Origin of the sequence: Microtetraspora malaysiensis (genome assembly GCF_001528665.1) — a bacterium.
Taxonomy (GTDB): domain Bacteria; phylum Actinomycetota; class Actinomycetes; order Streptosporangiales; family Streptosporangiaceae; genus Microtetraspora_A; species Microtetraspora_A malaysiensis.
The window spans coordinates 343,871-368,412 of the sequence record NZ_BBYJ01000007.1 but is presented as its reverse complement, the minus strand read 5'-3'; the positions used below and the strand labels follow the sequence as shown (position 1 = coordinate 368,412).

Sequence of the window (24,542 nt, the reverse complement as noted above, 5' to 3'; positions counted from 1 at the left end):
CCTAGCACCGATTCGCACGTGACCGGCTACTCCCTGTAGTCATGCTTACGTCCATGGGAAGCTTCACGTTGGACGATGTGCTCGCCGTGCGAAAGCGCAGGGACTCGTGGTGGACCGTCTTCCTGGTCGATCCGATCGCCTGCCGGCTCGCGCTCCTGGTGGCCAATCACACCTCGATCACGCCGAACGGGCTCACCCGGCTCTCCATGGTGCTCGGTCTCACTTCCGCGGTGTGCTTCGCCCAGGAACTGCTGATCGCGGGGGCGGTCCTGTTCTTCGTGAGCTTCACCGTCGACTGCATGGACGGGAAAATCGCGCGCCTCAAGGGCACCGGAACCCCGTTCGGGCTGTGGCTGGACTACGTGGGCGACCGTCTCCGGGTGCTCTGCTGCGCGTTCGGCATCGCCTCCGCCCTGTACGCGCGTACCGGTGATGTCATCTACATCGTGGCCGGGGCCGGGGTCGTCGTCCTCGACCTGTTCCGCTACATCAACGGCCCGCAGCTCAAGCGGGTCAGGGACACCACGCGAGCCGTCGCCAGGGAGAACTCGGGCGCCGAGTGCGTCTTCATGGACGAACTGCTCGGCGCCTCCGCCCCCGGAAGCAGCACCGAGGAGGTGCGCCGCGAGTTCGAACGGGCCGGTGACGAGGACGGCCGGGAGCTGGTCGACCTGCAGCGGGGCTTCCGCGCGCAGTTCCCCTGGTACGACCGCGTCCGCATGTTCCTCGTCGCGCACCGCGTCCGCTCGCACCTGATCAGCGGCATCGAGTTCCACGCCGCCGTTTTCGTGGTCGGGCCGCTCCTCGGCGCCGTGGCCTGGCTCTGGACGTCCGCCGTCAGCGGCGCGCTGCTGCTGGCGTTCGAATCCGTCCTCGTCTACCGCGCCTGGCTGGCGACCAGAGAGGTGGCCCGGGCCGTGCCGGTGAATGAAAGGGAGAAGGTTCTTGTCTGACCGGCCGATCTTCGTCGTAGGGTGCCCGAGGTCGGGCACCACCCTCCTCCAACTCATGTTGCACGCTCATCCCCGGCTGGCGGTGCCGCCGGAGACCCGCATCGTCGTCCACGCCTACAACCGGCGCCACAAGTACGGCGACATGCGCCAGGCCGCCAACAGGCGCAAGCTCGCCGAGTGGATCGCCGACGGGAACCGCACCCAGTTCGAAGACCTGGACGTCGACCGCGACGCGTATGTCACGCGGGCCGTGGAGGGGCCGGGCAGCCTCGGCTCGGTCGTCGGCCTCGTCTACCAGATGTTCGCCGAGCGGTTCGGCAAGCCCCGCTGGGGTGACAAGCGGCCGCCGTACATCCGCCATCTCGACGAGATCCTGGCCATGTTCCCCGACGCCCAGATCATCCACCTGATCAGGGACGGCCGGGACTGCGTGGCCTCGCTCAAGGAGATGCCGTGGTTCGGCGAGGACGTCTACCACGCGGCGCACCGCTGGGCCGAGGCGATCGACCTCGGGCGGCGGGCGGCGCGGAAGTTCGCGCCCGACAGCTATTACGAGCTGCGGTACGAGGAGCTGACCGCCGATCCGGAGCACGCGCTGTCCCGGCTGTGCGCGTTCATCGGCGAGGAGTACCACCCCGCGATGCGTGAGCCGTACCGGGTCGCGGACGTCGTGCCGGAGCGCAAGACCTGGCACGTGAACACCCGCTCGGAGGTGACGACGGATCGGTCGGGCACCTGGGCCGAGCGGCTTGAGCCGTGGGAGATCGGGCTGGTCGAGGCGGTGCTTGGGGAGCGCCTCCTCGACCAGGGCTACACGCTCAGCGGAGCGCCGCAGCCGGCCCGTGAGCACCTGGCGGCCTACCGGAAGGTGGAGGCGCGCTTCCGCAGGAGGCGCTGGCGCAAGGGCATCACCGAGCGGATCGACCGGTTCCGCGAGCCCGGCCCGGTGGCCGCGCTGCTGACCGAGGGACAGCGCGGGCTCGCGGGGCTCCCCGCGCGGCCGGCCCGCCGGCCCGAGCACCACGTCGCCGCGCGCTGAGCCACCGGCCTTCTGCGCCGTCACACGCTGAGTTTCCAACACAGGGGGATTGATTTCCATGCAGTCGGACAGGCCGATCTTCGTCGTCGGCTGCCCGCGCTCGGGCACGACGATGCTGCAGCTCATGCTGCATTCTCACCCGCGCATCGCGGTTCCGCCGGAGACACGGTTCCTGGTCCCGGCCTACTTCTCACGCAAGTCGTACGGGGACATGCGGCAGGCGGAGAACCGTCGCAGGCTCGCGGAGTGGATCGCGAACGGCAGGAACACCAAGTTCCGCGAGCTGGGCCTGGACAAGGCGGAGTTCGTCCAGACGGCGATGATGGGGCCGGGCAGTTTCGGCTCGGTCATCGGGACCGTCTTCAAGAGCTACGCCGAGCGGTTCGGCAAGTCGCGCTGGGGCGACAAGCGGCCCAGCTACTTCAAGCACGTGGACATGCTGATGCGCATGTTCCCCGACGCCCAGTTCATCCACCTCATCAGGGACGGCCGTGACTGCGTCGCCTCCCTGAAGGAGATGCCCTGGTACACGCTGGACAGCTTCCACGCCGTGTCCAACTGGGCGGAGGCCATCGATTTCGGCACCCGCAACGCCCGCAGGCTCCCCGCGGACACCTTCTTCCAGTTGCGGTACGAGGACCTGACGGCCGACCCGGAGAGCGAGCTCAGGAAGCTGTGCGCGTTCATCGGCGAGGACTACGACCCGGCGATGTGCGAGCCGCGGCATGTGGCCCGCGTGGCGGTGCCCGCGCACAAGGTCTGGCACCGCAACACGCACGGCGAGGTCACCACCGCGCGCTCCGGGAGCTGGGCGGCCCGGCTGGAGCCGTGGGAGATCGCGCTCTGCGAGGAGGTGCTCGGCGACCGGCTCGTGTCCTGCGGGTACGAGCTGAGCGGCGCGCCGAAGGCCGAGCGCCAGCACCTCTCCGCGTACAAGGCCGCGGCGGGCAAGCGCAGGGCCGCCCGGTGGCGCAAGCGCAACCGCGACCTGCTGGTCCGCCTGCGCGAGCCCGGCCCGCTGCCGGCGCTCCTGACCGACGGTCAGCGCACGCGCGCCGGCCTCCCCGTGCAGCGCCCCCGCGAGCTCGTCAACGGCTGACGTGCGCGAACAGCGCCGTCCACCGGTCGAGCACGTGTTCCAGCCGGAACCGCTCCGCGTGCCGGCGGGCGGCGGCGCCCAGCCGCCGCCGCTCGTCCGCGGCGCCCATCAGCCGGGACAGCGCGGCGGCGAGCCCGGGGACGTCCCCCGGCGGGACGAGCAGGCCGGTCCGCTCGGGCAGCACCAGCGACCGGACGCCCCCGGAGACGTCGAACGCCGCGCACGGCACCCCGTACGACGCCGCCTCCCCGATGACCAGCGGCAGTCCCTCGTGCTCGCTCGACAACCCCACCACGGACGCCTTGAGGTACTCCCGCGGCATCCCCGCCGCCGGTACCCGTCCCCGGAACACCACGCTGCTCGCCACGCCCTCCTTCGCGGCGTGCAGCCGTAGCCGCCCCTCCTCCGGCCCGTCCCCGATCAGGTGCAGCTCCCAGCCCCGGTCCGCCGCCGTACGGCGGGCCAGGGCGAACGCGGAGATCAGCCGGTCGAAGCGCTTGACCGCGGCCAGCCTTCCCACGCCCAGGATCCGGCGGCCGTCGACCGGTGACACCGACGACGGCCAGCCGGGCAGCGGGTTCGGCAGGTGGTAGGCGTTCGGCAGCGGCGCCTCCTCGGCGAAGCGCAGGGCGTCGTCCGCGCTGAGGAAGACGGCCTGGTCGAGGGCGCCGTAGTGCGCCCGTACGGACCGGAAGTGCCACGAGCCGAGGGCGTGGTCGAACGACCCGTGGTACTGGCCGATGCCGAGGTGGCGGTGCGGGTCCAGCAGGTCCCGCATCCTGGTGACCACCGCGGGCGAGGTCATCACGACGTAGCAGGGCCCGATCCCGGCGAGCAGCCGGGCGACCGCCCGGCGGCCGGACCGGCCCCAGCGGCGGTCCGGCGGCGCCGCGCTCACGACGTGGCGGGTGTAGGCGGGGCGCTCGACGTAGCGGACGGGGTTCGCGGAGGCGTGCAGCCCGGCCACGTGGACCTCGTAGCCGCGCTCGGCGAGCCCCTGGGCGACGGTGTGCGTGACCCGCTGGATGCCGCCCAGCGTGTCGGCGTCCAGGCACGCGAACAGGACGGTCCGCATCACGCCGGCCGTTCGGGGAGGGGCGCCTCGCGGACCCGGCGCCTGCGCGCGGGGAGGGCGGGGGCGACGACCCCGGCGACGGCGGCGGCGAGGGATCGGGCGAGCGAGGGGCGCGGCGCCGCGACCTCCGCGAAGAACGCGTCCACCACGCGGGCCGCCGCCTCTCCCGTCTCTCTGGCGCACCACATCTCGCGGAAGGCCGCGTACCGCTCGTCGTGGAGGGGAGCGGGAAGGTCGCGGAGCACCCGGACCAGCTCATCGGTGGTGGTGACGCACGGGCCGGGGGCGATCTCGGTGAGGTCGTGGTGGAGGCCGCGCTCGACCTGGCGGTATTCCTCCCAGTCGTCCGTGTAAAGCACGATCGGCTTGCCGGTGACCGCGAAGTCGCACATGACGGACGAGTAGTCGGTGAGCAGCGCGTCCGCGGCGAGGATCAGGTCGTTGATCTCCGGGTAGCCGCCCGCGGCCCGGACGAAGTGGCGCAGCCGCTCGGGCACCGCGAACCGCTCCACCGGGTGGGTGCGCAGGACGAGCGCCCATTCCGGGTGCAGCTCGGCCGCCAGCCGGTCGAGGTCCACCCGCACCGACCTGCCGGAGTGTTTCGCGCGGTCCCGGTAGGTCGGCGCGTACAGCAGGATCCGGACGCCCTCGTCGATCTCCAGGCGGCTCCTGACCCGCGCCGCCGCCCCGGCGTCCCCGCGGACGAGCACGTCGCAGCGGGGGGAGCCGAAGCGCAGCAGCGGCCCGGCGTACTCGTTGGCGGGTACGAAGATCCGCTCGAACTCGGCGCTGGGCGCGACCAGGGCGTCCCAGCGGGCCACGTTCGCGCGCCACTGCTCGCGGGGGCCGGGGAAGTCGCCGCGCAGGTCGGGGGAGTCGAGCCCGACCGACTTGGACCCCTGGCCGTGCCAGGTCTGCAGGTAGCGGGTGCCGGGCGGCTTGGGGAAGCCGAGCGGCATGCCGTGGCTGTCCACCCACCATCCGGCCCGCGCCATCGTCCACAGGTAGCGCCAGCTCATCCTGCGGACCTTGGTGACGTCGGCGGGGAAGTTCTTCCGGTGCGCGGACACCGACCAGACCGCGCGCAGCGGCAGCCCCCGGCGGCGGATCTCCTCGTGGATGTACCGGGGGTGCCCGGTGTAGCCCCGGCCGCAGTCGGCCTCGAACAGCACGAGATCGCGCCGCCGGGGCACGACCCTGATCAGGCCCTTGTAGGCCCGGAGTTTGAGGTTCCGGTACCTCGGGTGCCTGATGATCCGCCGGCGCAGGGCGAGCAGCGGGGGCACCACGTGCCGGGACGGGCCGCGCCGCTCCCACACCGTGCGCAGCGTGGCGCTGTCGCCTTCGGGCCGTACGGTCACCCGGTGGGCGGGCGTGGACGCGACGAGGGGCGGCAGGGAGGGGTCGGCGAGGAGGCGGTCGCCCGTGGCGTGCCCGTCCGCGCGGGTGAAGGTGATCCTCGGATCGTGGTACCCGGCCCACCAGAAGGGGCCGGGGTTCGCCTCGGCCAGGTCCACCTCGGCCCGTACGGTGTAGCCGCCCTCGGGGAGCCGCCGGGGCGAGAGCCGTACGCGATGGCCGCCGAGGACGAGGTGGGCCGCCTCGGGCGGGTGGTGGTCGAGCACCGCGAACGGGTCGTAGGTGCGGACGGTGAGGGAGAGCACGGTCCCGGACAGGGACGCCTCGACGACCTCGTGCCTGATCCGGGCGGCGGCGAACGGCAGCTCGGCCAGCCGCATGGCCGTGATGTCGAAGGCGGGGTCGGCGTCGGAGCCCCAGTAGGTGCGGCCGTCCCGGACGACCGCCGCGCGTGGCGCGGCTCTGGCCCCGGTGAGCGAGCGGGCCGCCACCCGCAGGTCCGCGAGCCGGTCGGCGAGGACGAGCCGCGCGCACACCCGGACCATCGGGTCCGCGCGGTCGAGGACGCCGGGTTCGAGCGCCGCCAGGTACGGCCGGACCACGGTGGCGAACTCCCCGGCCCACGTCGCGTCGAAGCGGGGCAGCGCGTTGAGGTAGACCCGCAGATCCTGGACGACGAACCGGTGCTGCCGCTTGGGGACGAGCTCGGGCAGGCCGCCCTGCCGCAGCACCCGGTCGGCGGCCTCCGCCGCGGCCACCCGGTGCCGGATGTTCTCGACGGCGCCGAGGCGCAGCGAGATGGACGGGTCCCCGCCGTCCGAGCGGTGCCACAGGTAGACCGGCCACGGCACGACCGCGAACCGCCGCGCGGCGCGGTAGAGCTCGGCGGTGAAGACGTGGTCCTCGTAGAACAGGTCCTCGCGGAACCGCAGGCCGTGCTCGCGCAGGAAGTCGAGGCGGTAGAGCTTGTTCGTGGAGAACCCGTCCAGGAACATCGCGGGGTCGGCGGCGATGCCCGGGACCACCCGGCGGCGGCGGAAGAGCGAGGGGTAGTAGGGCGACATGCTGCCGCTTCTCTCGAACAGCCGCGAGATCTGGCCGGTGACGAAGTCGGCGCCGGTCCGCTCGATCTCGGTCAGCAGGCTCTTGCAGGCGTGCCGCGGCAGCTCGTCGTCGCTGTCCAGGAACATCACGTACGGCGCGCGGGCGGCGTCCATCCCCGCGTTGCGCGGCGCGCCGCAGCCGCCGCTGTTGGTTCCGCGCCGGATGTAACGGACCCCCGGCAGGTCGCGGACGACCCGGGCGGTGTCGTCGGTGCTCCCGTCGTCCACGACGACGATCTCCAGGTTGTGCAGGGACTGGCGGAGGAGCGAGCCGACCGCCCTCGGCAGCCGGGCGGCGTCGTTGTAGGCGATCACCACCACGGTCACGTCCGGCCGCACCGCCATGCGAACCCCCCGAATGCCGGTCTCGACACTCGGGGGTCTTCCCCCACCCCTGGCGACTCGTCCTGATTTGGCGGGATTTTTGCTGGTTTATCGGGCGGAACGTCGCCGGATCAGATGGACGATGAGCGCGATCGTGGCCAGCGCGCCCGCGACCGTGGCGAGCCGCTTGAGCGCCGGGACCCCGGCTATGCGCAGCAGGTCCAGGGTCTCCCCGCCCTCGGCGCGCGCGGGCGCCGGCGTACCCGTGGGGCGGATCTCGGCGACCTCGGCCACCTTGGTCGCCCTGGCCGCCCTGGCGGTGCCGGCCGCAGGCTCCGCCGGGGACGGCACCGCCGCCAGATGCCGGTGCGGCGCCGGCGCGCCCGTCTCCCGCGCCTCCTCCGCCGTCCTCGGCTCCCCGGCGGGTTCGGCCGGCCGCGGTTCGCCGGTCGTCGCCGGACGGAGCGTCGCGGTGCCGCCCGTGCCCTGCCGCGGTACGGCGGCCGCACCCTGCTCCTCGGCGAGGAGGGCGGCGAGGTTGCCGGCGAAGCGGTCGATCAGCTTGGCTCCGACCTCGGCCATGACGCCCCGGCCGAACTGCGCGGGCCGCCCGGTGACGTTGAACGACGTCTCGACCCGCACCCGGGTGTGGTCCCTTTCGGGGACCAGGCGGGCGTGCACGGTGGCCCCGGCCGTGCCCGGGCCGCGCGCCTCCTTGCCGGACGCCTTGAGCGTCAGGGCGCGCGCCGCCTCGTCGACCGCTTCGAACGAGGCCCTACCCCGGTAGGTCACCGTGATCGGGCCCACCTTGACCTTCATGCCACCGATGTAGGCGTCGCCCTCCACCGAGTCCAGCGTCGCCCCCGGCAGGCACGGCGCGACCCGCTCGACGTCCAGCAGCACCGACCACGCCCGCTCGACCGGGACCGGCACCGTGAACTCGTGCTCGAACCGCATTGCCATGAACGACTCCGTTCCGTCGGCTGCGCCGGTCTCTTCATGTGACAGTACGACCCGGGCGCCCGTCGCCGCCACCGGCCGCGGGGCGCCGGACGACGCCACCGCGCCCGGGTCGCGTACCTCTCCGGATCAGGCGGCCCCGGCGGCCGCGAGCAGCGCGCGGCGGGTGAGAACCCGGGCCAGGTGCCTGCGGTAGTCCGGCCGCGCGTGCAGGTCGGAGGGCGGATCGGTGTCCTCGTCCGCCCGTTCCGCCGCCGCGCGGAGCGCTCCGTTCGCGCCCGGATCGGCGCCGCGTACCGCCTGCTCGACGCCGATGGCGCGGACCGGGACCGGCCCCATGTTGGTCAACGCCACCCGGGCCTCCTCGACGGCGCCGCCGGACCGGCGCACCGCCGCCGCGACGCCCACGATCGCCCACGCCTGGGCCGTACGGTGGAACTTCTCGTAGTGGAAGCCCCAGCCCGGGCCGAGCTTGGGCACCCGGACCCCGGTGAGGATCTCCCCGGGATCGAGCGCGGTCTCCAGGTAGTCGAGGAAGAAGTCCGCCGCCGGGATCACCCGTTCTCCCTCCGGCGACCTGGCCACGAACTCCATGTCCAGCGCGCGGGCCACCGCGGGCAGGTCCCCGGCCGGGTCGGCGTGCGCCAGCGAGCCGCCGAACGTGCCGCGGTGCCGTACGGCGGGGTCGGCGACGGTCGCCGTGGCGAGCGCGACCAGCGGGCAGTGCTCCCGCACGACCGGCGAGGTGACTACCTCGTAGTGCGTCGTCATCGCCCCGATCAGCACGTGATCACCCCGGTCGGCGACGCCGCGCAGTTCCTCGACGCGGCCGAGGTCCACCAGCGTGCCGGGGTAGGCGAGCCGCAGCCGCAGCAGGGGCAGCAGGGACTGCCCCCCGGCGAGGACCTTCGCCTCCTCGCCGTGCTCACGGAGCGTCGCCAGGGCCTCGTCCAGCGACGACGCCCGGACGTAGTCGAACGACGCCGGGATCATGACAGACCTCCGTCCGTGCGCTGGGGCGTACGGGCCTGGCCGAGGGCGCGCCAGACGCGCTCGGGGGTGCAGGGCATCGGCACGTCACGCACCCCGTACGGGCGCAGCGCGTCGACGACGGCGTTGACGACGGCGGGGGTCGAGGCGATCGTGCCCGCCTCGCCGACGCCCTTGACGCCGAGCGGGTTGGTCGTGGCCGGGGTCTCGGTGCGGTCGGTCGTGTACGCGGGCAGATCGGCCGCCGACGGCAGCAGGTAGTCGGCCATGGTGGTCGTCAGCAGGTTGCCGTCCGCGTCGTGGACCGCCTCCTCGAAGAGCGCCTGGGCGATGCCCTGCGCGATCCCCCCGTGGACCTGGCCCTCCACGATGAGCGGGTTGACGACGTTGCCGACGTCGTCCACCGCGACGTAGGACCTGATCCTGGTCGCGCCCGTCTCGGTGTCCACCTCGACCGCGCACAGATGCGTGCCGTGCGGGAACGAGAAGTTGTCCGGGTCGAAGGTCGCGTCGGCGTCCAGGCGCGGCTCGAAGCCGTCCGGCAGGTCGTGCGCGGCGAAGGTGGCCAGCGCGATCTCCTGGATGGTCCGCGACGTGCCCGTGCCGCGCACCCGGAACTCGCCCCGGGAGAACTCGATGTCGTCCGGCGACGCCTCCATGAGGTGCGCCGCCACCTGGCGGGCCTTCTCCTTCACCTTCTCGCACGCCTGGACGACCGCGACGCCGCCCACGACGAGCGAGCGTGAGCCGTAGGTGTCCATGCCCTTGTACGAGGAGGACGTGTCGCCGTGGAGCACCGCCACGTCCTCGAACGGCACGCCGAGGGCGTCGGCGACGATCTGGCTCCACGCCGTCTCGTGGCCCTGGCCGTGCGGGCTGGTGCCGGTGACCACCTCGACCTTGCCGGTGGGCAGCACCCGGACCGAGGCGTGCTCCCAGCCGCCCGCGCCGTACGAGAGGCTGCCGAGGACGCGGCTCGGCGCGAGTCCGCACATCTCGGTGTACGTCGAGACGCCGATGCCGAGCTGGACCGGATCCTCGCGCGCCCTGCGGTCGGCCTGCTCGGCGCGCAGCCTGTCGTAGCCGAACAGCGCGAGCGCCCGGTCGGTGGCCGCCTCGTAGTTGCCGGAGTCGTACGTCAGGCCGCAGACCGTTGTGTACGGGAACTCGCCGTGCCGGATCCAGTTGCGCCGCCTGAGCTCGATCGGGTCCATGCCCAGCTCGGCGGCCAGCTCGTCCACCATCCGCTCGATCGCGAACGTGGCCTCCGGCCGGCCCGCCCCGCGGTAGGCGTCGGTCGGCACCTTGGTGGTGAAGACGCCCGTGCAGGTGAAGTCGTAGGCGTCCATCTTGTAGACGCCGGAGTACATGAACGCGCCGAGCAGCGGCACGCCCGGCGTGACCAGCATGAGGTACGCGCCCATGTCGGCCAGCAGGTCCACCTTGACGCCCCGGATCCGGCCGTCGGCGTCGGCGGCCACACTGATCCGCTGGAGCTGGTCGCGGCCGTGGTGGACGGTCAGGTTGCCCTCGGAACGCGACTCCGTCCACTTGACCGGCCTGCCGAGGCGGCGGGTGATCAGCAGGCAGAGCACCTCCTCGGCGGTCACCTGGAGCTTGGAGCCGAAGCCGCCGCCCACGTCCGGGGCGACGACGCGCAGCTTGTGCTCGGGGATCCCGGTGGTCAGCGCCAGCATCACCCGCAGGATGTGCGGGATCTGCGTCGAGGAGTGCAGCGTGAACGCGTCGCCGTCGGTCTGCGCCACGACCGCGCGCGGCTCCATCGCCGACGGGATCAACCGCTGCTGGACGAACGTGCGCTCCACCCGCACGGCCGCGTCGCGGAAGGCCGCCTCGATGTCGCCCTGGGCGAAGGTCCAGGTGAACGCCTTGTTCCCGGCCTCGTGGACCTTGGGGCCGCCCTCGTCGAGCGCGCTGGTCATGTCGGTCACCGCGTCGAGAGGCTCGTAGTCGACCTCGATGGCGTCCAGCGCGTCGGCGGCCTTGTAGCGGTCGGTGGCGACCACGCAGGCGACGGCCTCGCCGACGTAGCGGACCTCGGTCACCGCCATCGGCGGGTGGTCGGGGATCACGATGTCCTCGCTGACCGGCCACACGCACGGCAGGCTGCCCTGCTCGGCGGCGAAGTCGGCGCCGCTGAACACCGCGACCACCCCCGGCTGGGTGCGCGCCACCGACGTGTCCACCCGGGTGATCCGCGCGTGCGCCATCGGGCTGCGCAGGAACGCCACGTGCAGCATGCCGGGGAGCTGGATGTTGTCGGTCCACTGGGTGCGTCCCGTGACCAGGCGGGCGTCCTCCTTGCGCCGGCGGGCCCGGCCGACCTCCCGGCCGTCGAGGACGTCGCTCTCCTTGATCTGCCAGGCCGCCACGCCGGCGTCGAGCTGCTCGGTCATGACGTCGCCGCCCCTTCCTGATCCCGCGACATCTCCCGCGCGCCCCGCCGTACGGCGCGGACGATGGTGCAGTAGCCGGTGCAGCGGCAGAGGTTGCCCTCCAGCCCCTCGCGGATGGTCTCCTCGGAGGGGTCGGGGTCGTCGTGCAGCAGGTCGATCGCCGCCAGGATCATGCCCGGGGTGCAGTAGCCGCACTGGAGCGCGTGCTCCTCGTGGAACGCCCGCTGCATCGGATGCCACGTGCCGTCCGTGGACAGGCCCTCGATCGTGACGATGTCGCACCCGTCCGCCTGTACGGCGAGGATCGAGCAGCTCTTGGCGCTCCTGCCGTCGAGGAGCACCGTGCACGCGCCGCAGTTGCTCGTGTCGCAGCCGATCGGCGTGCCCGTCTTCCCCAGTCGATCTCTCAGGAGATGGACGAGGAGAAGGCGCGGCTCCACCTCCTCGTCGTAGCGGATGCCGTCGACGGTGACGGAGATTCGGGGCATGCAATCCCTCCCGGACAAGAGGCGAGACCGGATAGTTGCGAACGTACGCCCCTGTTTCGGCCGGTCAACCCCCAAAAGTCAGGCCAGGGGGAAAGATAGGCCCCGCTCTTCGGCGGGCCGCGGGCCGAATATCCGCCGCTCGCCCTCGTCGATGCGCAGGTCGTTGATGCTCGCCTCCCTGCGGCGCATCAGCCCGTCGGCGTCGAACTCCCACAGCTCGTTGCCGTAACTGCGCCACCACCGTCCGTCGGCGTCGCGGCACTCGTACTGGAAGCGCACCGCGATGCGGTCACCGGTGAAGGCCCACAGGTCCTTGCGGAGCGCGTAGTCGAGCTCCCGCTCCCACTTGCGGGTGAGGAACCGCTCGATCTCCTCGCGGCCCGTGACGAACTCGTCCCGGTTGCGCCAGACCGAGTCGGGCGTGTACGCGAGGGCGACGACCTTCGGATCGCGGGTGTTCCAGGCGTCCTCGGCGGCCTGCACCTTCTGGCGCGCGGTCTCCTCGGTGAAGGGAGGAACCGGTGGTTTCATGGCGAATGTCCTTTCTGCGCGGCTTTCTGCGTGGCGCTGTTCTCGGCCCTGGTCAGTCCCGGAAGGAGATCGCCTGCACCGGGCAGAGCAGGGCGGCCTCCTCGACGGCCGCGAACTGCGACTCGTCCGGTTCGGCGACGTAGTGCAGCTCGTCGTTCTCGTCGAGCTCGAACACGTCGGGCGCCGCGAAGACGCACTGGGCGTGTGTCTGGCAGAGTTCCCTGTCGACGTAGACGCGCATCATTGATTCCTTGGCTGTGGGTTGAAACGGGAGTAATTTCCGAAGGTCCAGCGCAGCGGGCTCGCGCCGCCGACCTGGATCACCTCGTCGACGTCGAACTCGACCAGGCGCTGCGCGCCGGGGACGTCGCCCGGGTCCCAGTCGACCCGGGCCCGGCCGGTCAGGTGCAGCGCGTCGCCGGTGGTCCAGTCGAGGAAGAGCAGCCCGGCGGCGGGGCTCAGCTGCAGGTTGCCGAGCGTCATGTACATCGAGTTGCCGACGTAGTCGGGCCAGACCAGCCGGCGCTCGTCCACGACCTGGATGAAGCCGGGGTTGCCGCCCCGGTGGGACACGTCCGAGCCGAACTCGTCCACGTGCGTGGCGACGAAGAACGTGTCCGCCTTCTCGATCCACTCCCGGTGCTCGGGGCTGAGCGCCGCGGTCCGGTACGTGGCGGCTGTCGAGACGGCGGGCTCATCGGCGATTTCGCGAGTCTGCAGGTACTTGGGGCAGTTCGCGTAGACCTGATCGGTGGTGAGGAGGAGGCCGTCCCCCTCTCGCCGGGCCCGGCCGTTGATCCGCATCCGTCGCCGGGTCTTCGGCTCGATGGCGAGCATGCCGATGGCGTGCCCGCTGTCGAACACGCCGGAAAGCGGGTCTTGCGAGCCGGGCAGCGCGTCGATCACGATCGTTTGCGTCCCCGACGCCCTGGCGAAACCGGCGGGCCCGGTCAGCGGGCCGGCCCAGACGCGGCCGTCGGGGCCGGCCGTACCGATGACGAGCATGCGCTGGGCGGTCAGGAAGCCCGCCGCCACCTCAGGGATGTTCGGCCGCGCGTTCGCCGACCCCCAGTTCTCGGCCTGGACGCCCGCACGGCGCTGGACCGCGACCTCTCCGATGTGCCGCATCCTCGTCTTCCTTCCCCGACGGCTGTTCGATGTCCGTTGCCCGGATACCGGTTGTTTAGAAGAAACCGCAGGTCGGGGCGCCCGACGTGGGGGCGGGCCGCTCGTCGGCGCCGGTGGTCGTGTAGATCTCCAGGCGGATGCCGTCGGGGTCCTCGAAGAAGACGCCGCCCGAGGACGCGCCTTCGCCGTGCGGCACGACGCCGTCGTGGAACACGGTGACGCCGGTCTCCCGGATGGCGGCCTCGGCCCGGTGCACCGCCTCGATGTCCGGGACCTCGAAGGACAGGTGGTGCAGGCCGGGGGTCCCGGTGCCGAACCTGCCCTCGCTCTGCTCCCAGAGGGTCAGCACCAGCGTGCCGTCGAGCCCGAGGAAGGCGAAGCGGCGCCCCTCCTCGCGGGACTCGCCCACGATGTCGAAGCCGAACACCTTGACGTAGAACGCCGTGGACGCGTCGAGGTCGGAGACGTTGAGCCCGACGTGGCCGGTCTTGAAGGTCATGGGGGTTTCTCCTCACAGTTCTAACGGGTTGTTCCGTTAGAAATATAACGGAACTAATGGCCTAGGTCCGTTATGTCATGAGTGATATGGATCACACAACCGGTGAGCGGTAACTGTGGGCGTCGTTCTTCGGACGCGGATCACCGGGAAGCGTGGAGGAGCCGCCGGGGAGCAGGCCGGCGGCGCGTCAGGGCGCCCGCGCGTGGCGCGCGGGTCGGACACGACCTCTAGGAGTGTTCAGGCCGGGCGCCGGCACGGGGTGCTCGGCGAGGGCAACCCAGGCGAGGGCGTTGGTGGTGGTGCGTCCCGTGCGGGGGGCGGCGTGCGGCGTTCAGGTAGAGCGTCGCCGCGCGATGTGCGGTGGATTCACTGGGCCTTGTGCTGCCGATAGTGCCGTGCGGCACGAGCGCGGTTGCCGCAGCCGACGGAGCACCATTCCTGCCGGACGTGCTCCTTGAGGAAGTAGAGCACGCAGCGTGGCGCGTGGCAGGTCCGCAGCCGCTCGCGGCAGGGACCGGCGAGCAACTCGATGGCGGAGGCGGCGAGGGCGGCGCGGACCCGCGCGGACACGCTCGCCGGCTTCGCCGGGACGATCGCGATGTTCGGCGCGCCGTCGGCGGGCCAGTCGAGCCGGGGCGCGAGCGACACCGCCGCCGCCGTGGCGTTCACCAGGTGGAGCGCCTCCGCGAACGAGGGCAGGAGGTGCGCGTCGGCGCTGCTGGGCTGCTCCGGGGAGACGGCGCGGGCGAACAGGGCGCGCACCGCCTGGCGCAGCTCGACCACCTCGGCCCGCAGAGCCTCGTCGGCGACGAAGGAGGCCGCGTCGATCCCGAGCGGCTCGGCGTGCTCTCGTACCCACGCCGTCGTGCCGTCGGTGTCGGTCAGGTCGTCCACCCGGCCGGTACGGTTCGCACGGACGGTGCTGACGAACTCCAGGGCCAACATCGTTCCAGTCTAACGGGTGATCGCAGGATGTTCCGTGAGACGAGCGCGCTGCTCAGCGCTTGCGCGCGACCTTCGAGAGGATCGCGACGAAGGCGGAGAACCCCATGCCGACGATGAGGAGCAGCAGCATCATGACCGAGTCGGGGGCGGGCGTGATCATGTAGCGGACGCCGACCCCGATGAACAGCAGGCCGCACAGGAGGGCGAGCCAGTCGGTCGGGTGGGTCCGTCCGGGACGCCGCTCGGGGTCACGCGCCACCGCGCACCTCCGCGTTGCCGACCAGCGCGGGCAGAAGCGGTGCCATCGCGGGCGCGTCGGCGCCGCGGGGCGCCGGCACGCCGTCGACCCCGTTGGGCATGCGCGGTGGCGCCGTCGGCGGGTCGGTGGGGCGGTGCGGATCCCCGCCGCCGACCCTGCTGGGCACGACAGGCTCGGGCGCCGTCGCGTCGTCGCCCCGGAGAACCTCCACATCGCCGATGCCGGCCTTCACGTGCAGCTCGATCGTCGGCGCGTCGCCGGTGGCCTTGTCGGGCTCCAGGACCCGGCTGAACTGGACGTCCATGCCGTCCTCGACCTTGTTGCCGATCATGACCTCGCCCACCTTTGCGTACCCGTGGACCTCGACCCGGGCGGTGGTCGGCACGATCACCGTGATCCGCCCGATCGAGACGGACGCGTCGAAGCGGACGCGCGAGCCGGTGGCCAGCGGGAGATCGGTCAGGTTGAGCGTGCCGTCGCCCACGCCGACGGCGTACTCCCTGCCGGGCTGGGTGACCTCGCTGGGGTGCCAGGAGAAGGAGCCGATGTTCTTGGGAATGCCGCCCAGCGTCGATCCCGCGACGAGGGCCAGCGACACGATGACCCCGGCGGCGACCAGACCCGCTCCCCGCCCGAACCACGTCGCGATCAGCAGACCGGTCCCGATCGTGGCGAGGACAGCCCCGCCGATCACCGGCATGCTGGGAGAACCGGTGCTCTGCTGCACCGCCACCATGATCCCTCCAACGATCAGGGCGAGGCAGATGGTCAATCCGCCGATGAAAGATTTCGGTTTCGGTTGCCGGGCCGGTTGCCGGGCGGCGCTTCTTTCCACGTCCCGCAGGTACGGGGGGTCGACGGGCGGGTAGGGCGTGCGCCCGGATCCCGCGTAGGGACCGTGCGGCGCGAACGGCTCGCTCGCCCCGTAGTCGTACGGGCCGCGCCCGGCCTCCCTGGCCAGGTCGGACAGCCGCCGGAAACCGGTCCCGGCGGGCGGTGGGGTACCAGGCGTGGGTGGCGTCGCCGCGACCGGGGAGCTCAGGGGCGCCTCAGCCGAGGACGGGACCGACGCCTCCGGCCCCGCTGGGACGTCCGTCAGGTGGGCGGTCGGCGAAGCCTGGGCCGCCGCCGCGGCCACCGATGGAGCTTCCGCCTGGTGTGCGTCGGGCGCGGCCGAGTCGGCCGACGGCACCTCCGCCACGCGCGTGTTCGAAGAGTCCGGGTCCGAAGCGTTCAGGGGCTCCGCCTGCGAAGCGGCCGGGGGAACCGGCGACGTCAGGAGCTTGGTCGCGTCGGGCGCGCCGTCTCCGCCCGCCTTGCCGTCGGGCGCGCCTCCCACGGATGCGCCGGCGGCGGGCTCGGCGGCCCAGGTCGGCTCCGTGACGGGCGGCACCGGGGCGCCCGGGGCCTGCGGCGGCCCGGCGAACGCCGCAGTACCAGCCGCGGCATGCGGCCCCTGCCCGTTCGGCTCCTGCCGGTACGCGGCCTGGCCCTGCGGCGCCTGCCCGTACGGCTGGTACGGCGCCTGCGCGTACGGTGCCTGCGGGTGTGGCGGCCGGTCGTAGGAGCCGGGCGCGTACGAGCCATGGCCGTAAGAGCCGGGCGGGTACTGACCGGGCGGGTACGGGCCGCCCTCGTACGGCGCCTGGGGCGGCATGCCGTACGGGCCGGACGGGGTGGCGTGGGCGCCGGGCCAGGGGAAGGCGTTCTCATGGGCGGGGGTCGTGCCGCGGCGGCCGAAGATCCGGTCGGGCAGCGACTTGGCCAGCGGCAGCAGGTCGACGCCGCGCGCGTGCGCGGCGAGCAGCGCGATCGCGAGCAGCGTGCCGACGACGATCGTGCCCATGTCGATCCCGCCCGACGCCACGTTGATGATCAGGCCGAACGCGAAGACCGTGGCGAGCAGCGCCAGCACGGTCTCGGTGTCGAAGATGCGGCGGGTCCACTGCTCCACGTATCCGGGCCGGCCCGCGCTGTCCTTCATCAGCAGGAAGGCGGCTATATAGAGAATGATGCCGATGCCGGATCCGAGGACGAGTACGGCGAAACCCACGCGGAGCAGGACGGGGTCGATGCCGGCGTAGCGTCCGAGGCCCGCGCACACACCGGTGATCATGCGGCCCTCGGCGGACCGCCGCAGCACCCGCTCGTCAGCGGGTGCGGGGTCTTCGGTGGAGGTGGGCGGTGCTTCGGTCATGGTCCCATCGTGGCGGTTCGCCACCGGCGTCGGCCATCGGGGGAACCCCTGACTCGCCCCCGACCCCTCAGGGGGCGTATCAGGGCACGCCCTGATGCGACCATGGTGCACATCGTGTGACGATGCTTCGCGAGATGTCTGAAACGCCTACTGTTCCCGATGCCGGGCCCCGCCTTGTCCGGCCCGCCTCCGGCCGTGTCGTCGCGGGCGTCGCGCAGGGTGCCGCCGCCCAGTTGCGGCTCGATCCTGTCGTGCTCCGCCTGGGTTTCCTGCTGCTCACCGTTGTCAACGGCCTCGGCGTCGTCGCCTACGCGGCGCTGTGGATGTTCACGCCCAAGGAAGAGGCCAAAGGCCCCGAACCGGCTCGCGACTGGGGGCAGTTCGCCGCGTACGGCGTGCTCTGGGTGGCCGTCGCCGGGTTCGGCTGGATCACCGGGGCCTTCGACGGAGGCATCGGCACGTGGCCGATCGCCGCCGGAGGCATCGGCGCGCTGATCCTCTGGCAGCAGGCCGACCCGAGCCGGCGACAGCGCTGGATGTCCGGAGCGGTGCGCCAGGTCAACACGGGCTGGGTCCGGACCCTCATCGGCGCGTTGCTCGTCGTGGTCGGTGCCTTCGGCTTCCTCGCCGCGAGCGGCGAACTGGCCAAGGCCAAGACCGGTCTGGTGTTCACCGCCGTGGTCGTGGGCGGCATGCTGCTGATCGCCGCCCCGTGGCTCGCCTCCCTGGTCAAGGAACTGCAGCGGGAGCGCACCGAGCGCATCCGCCAGGAGGAGCGGGCCGAGGTCGCCGCGCACGTCCACGACTCCGTGCTGCACACGCTGACGCTGATCCAGCGCAACGCGCACGACGCCCGCGAGGTGACGCGGCTGGCCCGCTCCCAGGAGCGGGAGTTGCGCAACTGGCTCTATCAGCCCAAGCAGGACGCCGACGCCACGCTGGCCGCGGCCGTACGCCGGGTCGCCGCCGAGGAGGAGGACGCCCACGGCGTCCCGATCGAGATCGTCTGCGTCGGCGACTGCGACCTGGACGAGAGACTGGGCGCACTGTTGCAGGCCGCCCGGCAGGCGATGGTCAACGCGGCCCGGTATTCCGGCGCCTCGGTGATCTCGGTGTACGCCGAGGTGGAGCCCGACGAGGTCACCGTGTTTGTCCGGGACCGGGGCAAGGGGTTCGATATGGACGACGTCCCCGCCGACCGGATGGGCATCCGGCAGTCGATCATCGGCAGGATGGAGCGCAACGGCGGAAGCGCCCGGGTCAGGACCGAGCCCGGCGACGGGACCGAGGTCATGCTGACGATGAAGAGGGAGTCCTGATCGGGCGTCGCGAAGGCGGCGGACGAACCCGCGCGGTGCCGGGCCGCGCGGGACGAGCAAGGAATGGTGAAGAGCAATGAAGACCGTACGCGTGCTGATCGTCGACGACCATCGGTTGTTCCGGTCCGGCGTCCGCGCGGAGCTGGGGCCGTCCATCCAGGTGCTCGGCGAGGCCGAGGACGTCGAGAGCGCGGTCGCGTCCATCGCCGAGCTGAAGCCGGATGTCGTGCTGCTCGACGTGCACATGCCCGGGGGCGGCGGCCAGGAGGTCCTCAGGCGGGTCCTCGGGTCCGGGGCGCAGGTGCGGTTCCTGGCGCTGTCGGTGTCCGACGCGGCCGAGGACGTGATCGGCGTCATCCGCGGCGGCGCGCGCGGCTACGTCACCAAGACGATCAGCGGCGCCGAGCTGACCGACGCGATCATCCGGGTGTCGGACGGCGACGCGGTCTTCTCGCCGCGCCTCGCCGGGTTCGTGCTGGACGCGTTCGCCTCCTCCGAGGCCCCGCCCATCGATCCCGAGCTGGACTCGCTCACCCAGCGCGAGCGCGAGGTGCTCCGGCTGATCGCGCGCGGGTACGCGTACAAGGAGATCGCCAAGGAGCTGTTCATCTCGGTGAAAACCGTGGAGACGCACGTGTCGAGCGTGTTGCGCAAGCTCCAGCTCTCCAACCGGCACGAGCTGTCCCGCTGGGCCACCGCCCGCAGGCTGGTCTGACCCGCTTGAGGGTGCGTACGCTGGTCTGATGGGGCGTGACGTACCCGCCATGGTGTTCACCGGGGAGGATCGTCGCCGGTACCGCGACAAGATCCGGCGGTCGCTCGACGTCTTCGCCCAGATGCTGCACGAGTCGCGGTTCGAGCTGCGGCGGCCGCGAGCAGGTCTGGAGATCGAGCTCAACCTGGTCGACGACCGGGGAGAGCCGACGATGAAGAGCGACGAGGTCCTCGCCGCCATCGCCGAGCCCAACTGGGGCCCCGAACTGGGCCGGTTCAACGTCGAGATGAATATCCAGCCGCAGGGGCTCTACCGGGACGGGTCGCTGCGGCTGGAGGAGAGCATTCGCGACCGGCTCAACCGGGCGGAGGAGCGGGCGGCGACCGTCGGCGGGCACCTGGTGCTCGTCGGCATCCTCCCGACGCTGCGGGAGAGTGACGTCGAAGTGTCGTCTTTGTCGACGAACGCCCGCTACCGCCTGCTCAACGAGCAGATCCTGGCCGCCCGCGGTGAGGACCTGCACATCGAGATCGAGGGCGTCGAGCGGCTCGACACGTACGCCGCGAGCGTCACGCCGGAGGCGGCCTGCACCAGCCTGCAGTTCCACCTGGAGGTGGGCCCGTCCGAGTTCGCGGCGCACTGGAACGCGGCGCAGGCCATCGCCGGGCCGCAGGTCGCCATCGCGGCCAACTCGCCGTTCCTCTTCGGCAAGGAGCTGTGGCGCGAGACGCGGATCAGGCTGTTCGAGCAGTCGACGGACACCAGGTCCGAGGAGCTGAAGGCCCAGGGCGTGCGGCCGCGGGTGTGGTTCGGCGAGCGCTGGATCACCTCGGCCTTCGACCTTTTCGAGGAGAACGTCCGATACTTTCCAGCGCTGCTGCCGATCTGCGACCAGGAGGACCCGCGCGAGGTGCTGGAGAGCGGCGGCATACCCGAGATGGGCGAGCTGACCCTGCACAACGGCACGATCTACCGCTGGAACCGCCCCGTCTACGCCGTAGTGGACGGCATGCCGCACCTGCGGGTGGAGAACCGGGTGCTGCCCGCCGGGCCCTCGGTCGCGGACATCACGGCCAACGCCGCCTTCTACTACGGTCTGCTGCGGATGCTGGCCGCGGCCGAGCGGCCCGTGTGGACCCGGATGTCCTTCGCCGTCGCCGAGGAGAACCTGCTCAACGCCGCCAGGTACGGCCTCGACGCCCACCTGTACTGGCCGGACCTCGGCGAGGTGCCCGCCGTCGAGCTCGTCTGCCGTCGCCTGCTGCCGCTCGCCGACCAGGGGCTCGAACTCTCGGGCGTCGGCGCGCCGTATCGGGACCGGCTGCTCGGGATCATCGAGCAGCGCTGCCTGACCGCGCGCAACGGCGCGACCTGGCAGGTGGACACCGCGCGGGCGCTCGGCGGCGACCACGAGGCGCTGCGCCGGATGACCCTGCGCTACATCGAGTACATGCACACCAACGAGCCGGTCCACCTGTGGGACTGACCGGCTGAGAGAGTGGGGCCGTCTCCCGGACGGCTCGCCGGGGGGCGCCGGGACGCGTTCGGGAGGGCGGTGGAGTCCCCGATGGGGCGTGGGAGGTCGCGCGTCGGCCCGGTGGCCGCGGCGCTCGGCGTGCTGGCGCTGGCGAACGTGTCGAACAACCGGATCGCGCGGCGCTGGGCGCCTGTGACCTCGGCGGCCGCCACCGCCGTCCTGCTCGCGATCGCCCGCCGCGACGGCCTGACCTGGGCGGAGCTGGGCTTCTCGGGCGCGGGCCGCGGGACGCGTCTCGGCGGGGCGCTCGCGGCCGGGGTGGCCGCCGCGTACGCCGCCGGGGTCGTCCTCCCTCGGACCCGCCCGCTCTTCCTCGACGAGCGCGCGCTCGCGCTGTCCCGCGCCCGGCTCCTGGAGGAGGCGCTGGTCCAGGTGCCGATCGGCACGGTCCTGCTGGAGGAGGTCGCCTTCCGGGGCGTCCTGCCCGCGCTGCTCGGCCGGTCCCTCCCGGCGGGGACGGCCGGCGTCGCGGCGGCGGCGTCCTTCGGGCTGTGGCACGTCCTCCCGGCGATCGACATGGCGCGGGCCAACCCGGCGCTCGGCCACCTGGCGTCCGGCTCCTCCGCGGCGGCCCCCGGCCATCCGACGTCCGGCTCCCCGGCGGGTGGCTCCCCGGCGGGTGGCTCCCCGGCGGCGACCGCCGTCCGTCTGGTCGCGGCCACCGTGGCGTCCACCACGGTGGCCGGTCTGCTCTTCGGGGAGCTGCGCCGCCGGGGTGGCCTGCTCGCCCCGGCCCTGACCCATCTGGGGACCAACTCCCTCGGCTACGTCGCGGCGCGCCTGGCCCGCCGCCTCGACCGCGACCGGAGGTAGCCGGGCCCATCCCACGGGTGCGTCAGGACGGGTCGGCGAGCCCGTTCCGGTACGCGTAGGCGACCGCCTGCGCCCGGTCCCGCAGGCCGGTCTTCGCGAAGAGGTTGTTGATGTGGGTCTTCACCGTCGCCTCGCTGACGTACAGCGCGGCCGCGATCTCCGCGTTCGACAGACCGCGCGCGATGAGCCGCAGCACCTCCAGCTCGCGCGGCGTCAGCCCGGCGGGCGCCGCTCCCCGGCCACCCGCAGTACGCGCGGCGGCGGGCGCGGAGGCGTCGGGAGGGACCCGAAGGGCCGTCACCGTGCTGATCAGCCGGCGCTGCACGCCCGGATCGAGCTGCGCGTCGCCGTTCATGACCGCCTCCACGGCCCGGGCGATCTCGTCGGCGTCGGCGCTTTTGGTGAGGAAACCGCGCGCGCCGGCCCGGAGCGCGGCGAAGACCGACTCGTCGTCCGCGTACGTGGTCAGGACGACGACCTGGGTGCCCGGGAACTCGGCGCGGATCCGCCGGGTGGCCTCGACGCCGTCCATGCGGGGCATCCGCAGGTCCATGAGCACCACGTCAGGGCGTTCGGCGGCGACCAGCCGCAGCGCGGCCTCGCCGTCACCCGCCGACCCGACGACCTCGATCCCGGGCAGCAGGCCGAGCAGCAGCACCAGCCCCTCGCGGACCACCGACTGGTCGTCCGCCACCAGAACACGCGCCGTCACGCGCCGCCCTCCTTCGCCGTACGCGGGGCGACGACCGAGAACGCGCCCGCTCGCGCAGCCAGGTGAAGGGGCAGGCGGGCGGTCACGCCGGCACCCGCAGCCGCACCCGGAAACCGCCGTCCGACTCGCCCGCCTCCAGCGTCCCGCCGAGAAGCTCGGCCCGCTCGCGCATCCCCACGAGCCCGTATCCTCCCCCAGGCGTGCCGGAGACCTCGGAGGCGGGGTTCACCACCTCCAGCTCGCAGGCGCCGTCCCGGAACCCGAGCCGGACGAGCGCCGGCGAGCCGGGCGCGTGGCGGCGCACGTTCGTGATCGCCTCCTGGGCGGTGCGAACGATCGCGAGCTCGGTCTCCGGAGGCAGCCGCCGCTCCGGCCCGGACACCTCGACCGCGCACTCGCGGCCCGTCGCCGTACCGAACTCGCCGGCCAGGGCGCGCAGCGCGACGGGCAGCGGCGGCAGATCCTCCCGCAGGGCGGCGACGGCCCTGCGCGCCTCTTCGAGGCCGTTCTTGGCCAGCTCCCTGGCGCGGTCCACGCGTTCCAGAGCCTCGCCGGCCCGGTCGGCGCGCAGCAGCAGCCGGGCGCCCTCCAGATGCACGATCTGGGCCGACAGCGAATGGGCCAGGATGTCGTGGATCTCGCGCGCGATGCGGGCACGCTCGGCCAGCACCGCCTCGCGCGCCTCGGCCTTCCTGGTGGCCCGGCGCAGCGCGATCGTGTGCATGATGAGGTACGCCGAGCAGACGCTCAGGCACAGGCTCAGATCCTGTGCCATGTCACCGCTCGCCGCGCCGCCGGCGAGCAGCCCCACCAGCGCGACGACGGCCACCGGCACCGAGTGCCGCGGCGGGTGGCGGACGGCGGCGGCCCCGACGACGAATAGCAGGGCGGCGATGGCCGGGCTGCTCGCATCCGCCGCCTCGATCAGGACGACCGACGCCACGGCGGCGAGGCAGAGTGACAGGACCTTGACGGGGATTCCGAGGACCACCCTCCGGGGCGTCCCTTCTCGATCGGCCGGCAGGACCCCGGCGGCCACGGTGACGGCGACGGCGAGCGTGAGGCCCGCGACCGCGAGCCCGAGGCCCGACAGGCCGAAGCCGGGCCGGGACGCGGCCTGCGCGATCACGAACAGCACGATCAGCCCCACCCGCAGGACGGCGCGGGCACGTGTCGTCTTGCCGGGCGTCGTCACGCCATGACGTTACTGTGTCTATTGCGCTCGCTCCGCTCGCGCGGGCTCGGGGCGCCTTCAGTCGATGTCTTCCCTCGTCACTCGGGGTCGCTCGTCCCTCGCTCCCCACTCGTTCCTCAGTCCAGACACCGCCGCGCCCCGAGCGTGGTGGTTGGGTGCCGTAGAGATTGATGGTGCTCGCGCGGGCCCGCTCGTTCCTCAGTCCAGACACCGCCGCGCCCCTCGCGGACCCACCGTTGGCCTTTTCACTGTGGTGGCCCTCACGACGTCAGGGGGCTGCTCGCCGGTCGTGCGGGGACGCGGGGCAGAGTCCGGGCCCGCAGGGTCACCACGACGGACTGGACGGCGATGGTCAGGCCGACGAAGAGCAGCACGGACGTGGGCGCGGGGGAGAGCCCCAGGGCGTACCCGGCGCCCAAGAGCGCGACCCGCGACGCGAGCGAGGCCAGCCAGGCCGCGGCGGTCCAACAGGTGCCCCTGGACCAGGTCACCCCCGCCTCGTCCCGCCACACGCGTACGGTCGCGGCGCGCAGGAAGCCGAAGCCCACGGCGACGGCCAGTTCCACGATCAGCATCAGCACGCCGAGAGCCGGATGCCGGATGTCCACGACGCCGCCGCCCGCGAGCCCGACCAGCATCATCACCCCGGCGAAGACGAAGAGGCCTCGCCTCTCGGTACGGCGCGTCATCATCTGGCGGTAGACGACGAACAGCACGACGGCGACACTCAGCGCGGCGATCTGCGTGGATTCCATGCACGACACCGTAGAAACCGGCCACCCCGTCGCGGATCGGCGCGCGGGTGGAGAAACCGATCTCCACCCACAGGTGGAGACGAGGCGCGCAGGTCGGTGCGGCGGGTACGGGGAGGCGGGCCCGTCCAGT

At 72.5% G+C, this 24,542-nt stretch carries 23 protein-coding genes; 7 read left to right on the top strand and 16 right to left on the bottom strand.

Features of this window, described 5'->3' with window-relative positions:
- The first annotated feature begins 53 nt into the window (after positions 1-53).
- From AWQ71_RS09460 to AWQ71_RS09450, 3 genes are read left to right on the top strand one after another with little or no spacing between them, the layout of a single operon-like run.
- Positions 54-953 (top strand): CDP-alcohol phosphatidyltransferase family protein, encoded by a 900-nt coding sequence (locus tag AWQ71_RS09460; protein WP_245658195.1) that lies wholly within the window; start codon positions 54-56, stop codon positions 951-953.
- A complete protein-coding gene (locus tag AWQ71_RS09455; protein ID WP_067129884.1) occupies positions 928-1,992 on the top strand; it encodes a sulfotransferase family protein in 1,065 nt (354 codons plus the stop codon). The genes AWQ71_RS09460 and AWQ71_RS09455 overlap by 26 nt, the downstream gene beginning before the upstream one ends.
- Before the next feature lie 58 nt (positions 1,993-2,050).
- On the top strand, positions 2,051-3,091 hold the full coding sequence (locus AWQ71_RS09450) for a sulfotransferase family protein (protein WP_067129881.1): 1,041 nt from the start codon (positions 2,051-2,053) through the stop codon (positions 3,089-3,091).
- Here the strand turns inward: AWQ71_RS09450 and AWQ71_RS09445 are convergent.
- The 13 genes from AWQ71_RS09445 to AWQ71_RS09385 all read right to left on the bottom strand — a co-directional run bounded on the left by AWQ71_RS09445 (position 3,081) and on the right by AWQ71_RS09385 (position 17,366).
- Entirely contained in the window at positions 3,081-4,166 is a 1,086-nt protein-coding gene (locus tag AWQ71_RS09445; protein WP_067129878.1) for a glycosyltransferase, read from the bottom strand. The genes AWQ71_RS09450 and AWQ71_RS09445 overlap by 11 nt on opposite strands.
- Entirely contained in the window at positions 4,166-6,973 is a 2,808-nt protein-coding gene (locus AWQ71_RS09440; protein ID WP_067129875.1) for a bifunctional glycosyltransferase/CDP-glycerol:glycerophosphate glycerophosphotransferase, read from the bottom strand. The genes AWQ71_RS09445 and AWQ71_RS09440 overlap by 1 nt, the downstream gene beginning before the upstream one ends.
- A gap of 87 nt (positions 6,974-7,060) precedes the next feature.
- On the bottom strand, positions 7,061-7,915 hold the full coding sequence (locus AWQ71_RS09435) for an SRPBCC family protein (RefSeq protein ID WP_174550691.1): 855 nt from the start codon (positions 7,913-7,915) through the stop codon (positions 7,061-7,063).
- 126 nt (positions 7,916-8,041) lie between these two features.
- Complete coding sequence (locus AWQ71_RS09430; RefSeq protein ID WP_067129872.1) at positions 8,042-8,905, bottom strand: FAD binding domain-containing protein; 864 nt, start codon at positions 8,903-8,905, stop codon at positions 8,042-8,044.
- On the bottom strand, positions 8,902-11,319 hold the full coding sequence (locus AWQ71_RS09425; protein WP_084258728.1) for a xanthine dehydrogenase family protein molybdopterin-binding subunit: 2,418 nt from the start codon (positions 11,317-11,319) through the stop codon (positions 8,902-8,904). The genes AWQ71_RS09430 and AWQ71_RS09425 overlap by 4 nt, the downstream gene beginning before the upstream one ends.
- Positions 11,316-11,807, bottom strand: coding sequence for a (2Fe-2S)-binding protein (locus AWQ71_RS09420; protein WP_067129868.1), 492 nt, complete (start codon positions 11,805-11,807; stop codon positions 11,316-11,318). The genes AWQ71_RS09425 and AWQ71_RS09420 overlap by 4 nt, the downstream gene beginning before the upstream one ends.
- A gap of 78 nt (positions 11,808-11,885) precedes the next feature.
- Entirely contained in the window at positions 11,886-12,338 is a 453-nt protein-coding gene (locus AWQ71_RS09415) for a nuclear transport factor 2 family protein (RefSeq protein WP_067129865.1), read from the bottom strand.
- Between the two features lie 52 nt (positions 12,339-12,390).
- Entirely contained in the window at positions 12,391-12,579 is a 189-nt protein-coding gene (locus AWQ71_RS09410; RefSeq protein ID WP_067129863.1) for a ferredoxin, read from the bottom strand.
- A complete protein-coding gene (locus tag AWQ71_RS09405; protein WP_067129860.1) occupies positions 12,579-13,466 on the bottom strand; it encodes a pyridoxamine 5'-phosphate oxidase family protein in 888 nt (295 codons plus the stop codon). The genes AWQ71_RS09410 and AWQ71_RS09405 overlap by 1 nt, the downstream gene beginning before the upstream one ends.
- A 55-nt stretch (positions 13,467-13,521) precedes the next feature.
- The gene (locus tag AWQ71_RS09400) at positions 13,522-13,965 is read right to left on the bottom strand and encodes a VOC family protein (RefSeq protein WP_067129857.1); all 444 of its coding nucleotides are present in this window, start codon (positions 13,963-13,965) and stop codon (positions 13,522-13,524) included.
- A 366-nt stretch (positions 13,966-14,331) separates the two neighbouring features.
- Positions 14,332-14,910 (bottom strand): CGNR zinc finger domain-containing protein, encoded by a 579-nt coding sequence (locus AWQ71_RS09395; RefSeq protein ID WP_067129854.1) that lies wholly within the window; start codon positions 14,908-14,910, stop codon positions 14,332-14,334.
- 52 nt (positions 14,911-14,962) lie between these two features.
- Positions 14,963-15,169: a hypothetical protein gene (locus AWQ71_RS09390; RefSeq protein WP_067129851.1), complete on the bottom strand. Its 207-nt coding sequence runs from the start codon at positions 15,167-15,169 to the stop codon at positions 14,963-14,965.
- Positions 15,159-17,366, bottom strand: a complete 2,208-nt coding sequence (locus AWQ71_RS09385; RefSeq protein WP_067129848.1) for a PspC domain-containing protein — start codon at positions 17,364-17,366, stop codon at positions 15,159-15,161. Before AWQ71_RS09385 ends, AWQ71_RS09390 begins: the two co-directional genes overlap by 11 nt.
- A gap of 134 nt (positions 17,367-17,500) precedes the next feature.
- Between AWQ71_RS09385 and AWQ71_RS09380 the strand changes: the two genes are divergently transcribed.
- From AWQ71_RS09380 to AWQ71_RS09365, 4 genes are all read left to right on the top strand, one after another.
- Positions 17,501-18,685 (top strand): ATP-binding protein, encoded by a 1,185-nt coding sequence (locus AWQ71_RS09380; RefSeq protein WP_067129844.1) that lies wholly within the window; start codon positions 17,501-17,503, stop codon positions 18,683-18,685.
- A 76-nt stretch (positions 18,686-18,761) separates the two neighbouring features.
- Positions 18,762-19,400 carry a response regulator gene (locus AWQ71_RS09375; protein ID WP_067129841.1) on the top strand — a complete coding sequence of 213 codons (639 nt, stop codon included), beginning with the start codon at positions 18,762-18,764 and terminating at the stop codon, positions 19,398-19,400.
- 28 nt (positions 19,401-19,428) lie between these two features.
- Positions 19,429-20,886, top strand: coding sequence for a glutamate-cysteine ligase family protein (locus tag AWQ71_RS09370; protein WP_067129839.1), 1,458 nt, complete (start codon positions 19,429-19,431; stop codon positions 20,884-20,886).
- An 81-nt stretch (positions 20,887-20,967) separates the two neighbouring features.
- A complete protein-coding gene (locus AWQ71_RS09365) occupies positions 20,968-21,750 on the top strand; it encodes a CPBP family glutamic-type intramembrane protease (protein ID WP_067129836.1) in 783 nt (260 codons plus the stop codon).
- Positions 21,751-21,772: 22 nt separating this feature from the next.
- Here the strand turns inward: AWQ71_RS09365 and AWQ71_RS09360 are convergent, their stop codons facing one another.
- The 3 genes from AWQ71_RS09360 to AWQ71_RS09350 form a co-directional block, all read right to left on the bottom strand.
- Positions 21,773-22,462, bottom strand: a complete 690-nt coding sequence (locus AWQ71_RS09360) for a response regulator transcription factor (protein ID WP_067129833.1) — start codon at positions 22,460-22,462, stop codon at positions 21,773-21,775.
- Positions 22,463-22,544: 82 nt separating this feature from the next.
- Complete coding sequence (locus AWQ71_RS09355) at positions 22,545-23,657, bottom strand: sensor histidine kinase (protein WP_067129830.1); 1,113 nt, start codon at positions 23,655-23,657, stop codon at positions 22,545-22,547.
- A 260-nt stretch (positions 23,658-23,917) separates the two neighbouring features.
- Positions 23,918-24,412: a hypothetical protein gene (locus AWQ71_RS09350; RefSeq protein WP_067129827.1), complete on the bottom strand. Its 495-nt coding sequence runs from the start codon at positions 24,410-24,412 to the stop codon at positions 23,918-23,920.
- Between the last annotated feature and the right edge of the window lie 130 nt (positions 24,413-24,542).

Bases quoted from the DNA above. Each gene is read 5' to 3' on its own strand.
- AWQ71_RS09385 (WP_067129848.1), bottom strand. From the start codon at position 17,366: ATGACCGAAGCACCGCCCACCTCCACCGAAGACCCCGCACCCGCTGAC.
- AWQ71_RS09380 (WP_067129844.1), top strand. From the start codon at position 17,501: ATGTCTGAAACGCCTACTGTTCCCGATGCCGGGCCCCGCCTTGTCCGG.
- AWQ71_RS09430 (WP_067129872.1), bottom strand. From the start codon at position 8,905: ATGATCCCGGCGTCGTTCGACTACGTCCGGGCGTCGTCGCTGGACGAG.
- AWQ71_RS09370 (WP_067129839.1), top strand. From the start codon at position 19,429: ATGGGGCGTGACGTACCCGCCATGGTGTTCACCGGGGAGGATCGTCGC.
- AWQ71_RS09395 (WP_067129854.1), bottom strand. From the start codon at position 14,910: ATGTTGGCCCTGGAGTTCGTCAGCACCGTCCGTGCGAACCGTACCGGC.
- AWQ71_RS09410 (WP_067129863.1), bottom strand. From the start codon at position 12,579: ATGCGCGTCTACGTCGACAGGGAACTCTGCCAGACACACGCCCAGTGC.
- AWQ71_RS09405 (WP_067129860.1), bottom strand. From the start codon at position 13,466: ATGCGGCACATCGGAGAGGTCGCGGTCCAGCGCCGTGCGGGCGTCCAG.
- AWQ71_RS09350 (WP_067129827.1), bottom strand. From the start codon at position 24,412: ATGGAATCCACGCAGATCGCCGCGCTGAGTGTCGCCGTCGTGCTGTTC.
- AWQ71_RS09455 (WP_067129884.1), top strand. From the start codon at position 928: ATGAAAGGGAGAAGGTTCTTGTCTGACCGGCCGATCTTCGTCGTAGGG.
- AWQ71_RS09400 (WP_067129857.1), bottom strand. From the start codon at position 13,965: ATGACCTTCAAGACCGGCCACGTCGGGCTCAACGTCTCCGACCTCGAC.
- AWQ71_RS09375 (WP_067129841.1), top strand. From the start codon at position 18,762: ATGAAGACCGTACGCGTGCTGATCGTCGACGACCATCGGTTGTTCCGG.
- AWQ71_RS09425 (WP_084258728.1), bottom strand. From the start codon at position 11,319: ATGACCGAGCAGCTCGACGCCGGCGTGGCGGCCTGGCAGATCAAGGAG.
- AWQ71_RS09460 (WP_245658195.1), top strand. From the start codon at position 54: ATGGGAAGCTTCACGTTGGACGATGTGCTCGCCGTGCGAAAGCGCAGG.
- AWQ71_RS09435 (WP_174550691.1), bottom strand. From the start codon at position 7,915: ATGGCAATGCGGTTCGAGCACGAGTTCACGGTGCCGGTCCCGGTCGAG.
- AWQ71_RS09445 (WP_067129878.1), bottom strand. From the start codon at position 4,166: ATGCGGACCGTCCTGTTCGCGTGCCTGGACGCCGACACGCTGGGCGGC.
- AWQ71_RS09450 (WP_067129881.1), top strand. From the start codon at position 2,051: ATGCAGTCGGACAGGCCGATCTTCGTCGTCGGCTGCCCGCGCTCGGGC.
- AWQ71_RS09415 (WP_067129865.1), bottom strand. From the start codon at position 12,338: ATGAAACCACCGGTTCCTCCCTTCACCGAGGAGACCGCGCGCCAGAAG.
- AWQ71_RS09420 (WP_067129868.1), bottom strand. From the start codon at position 11,807: ATGCCCCGAATCTCCGTCACCGTCGACGGCATCCGCTACGACGAGGAG.
- AWQ71_RS09440 (WP_067129875.1), bottom strand. From the start codon at position 6,973: ATGGCGGTGCGGCCGGACGTGACCGTGGTGGTGATCGCCTACAACGAC.
- AWQ71_RS09365 (WP_067129836.1), top strand. From the start codon at position 20,968: ATGGGGCGTGGGAGGTCGCGCGTCGGCCCGGTGGCCGCGGCGCTCGGC.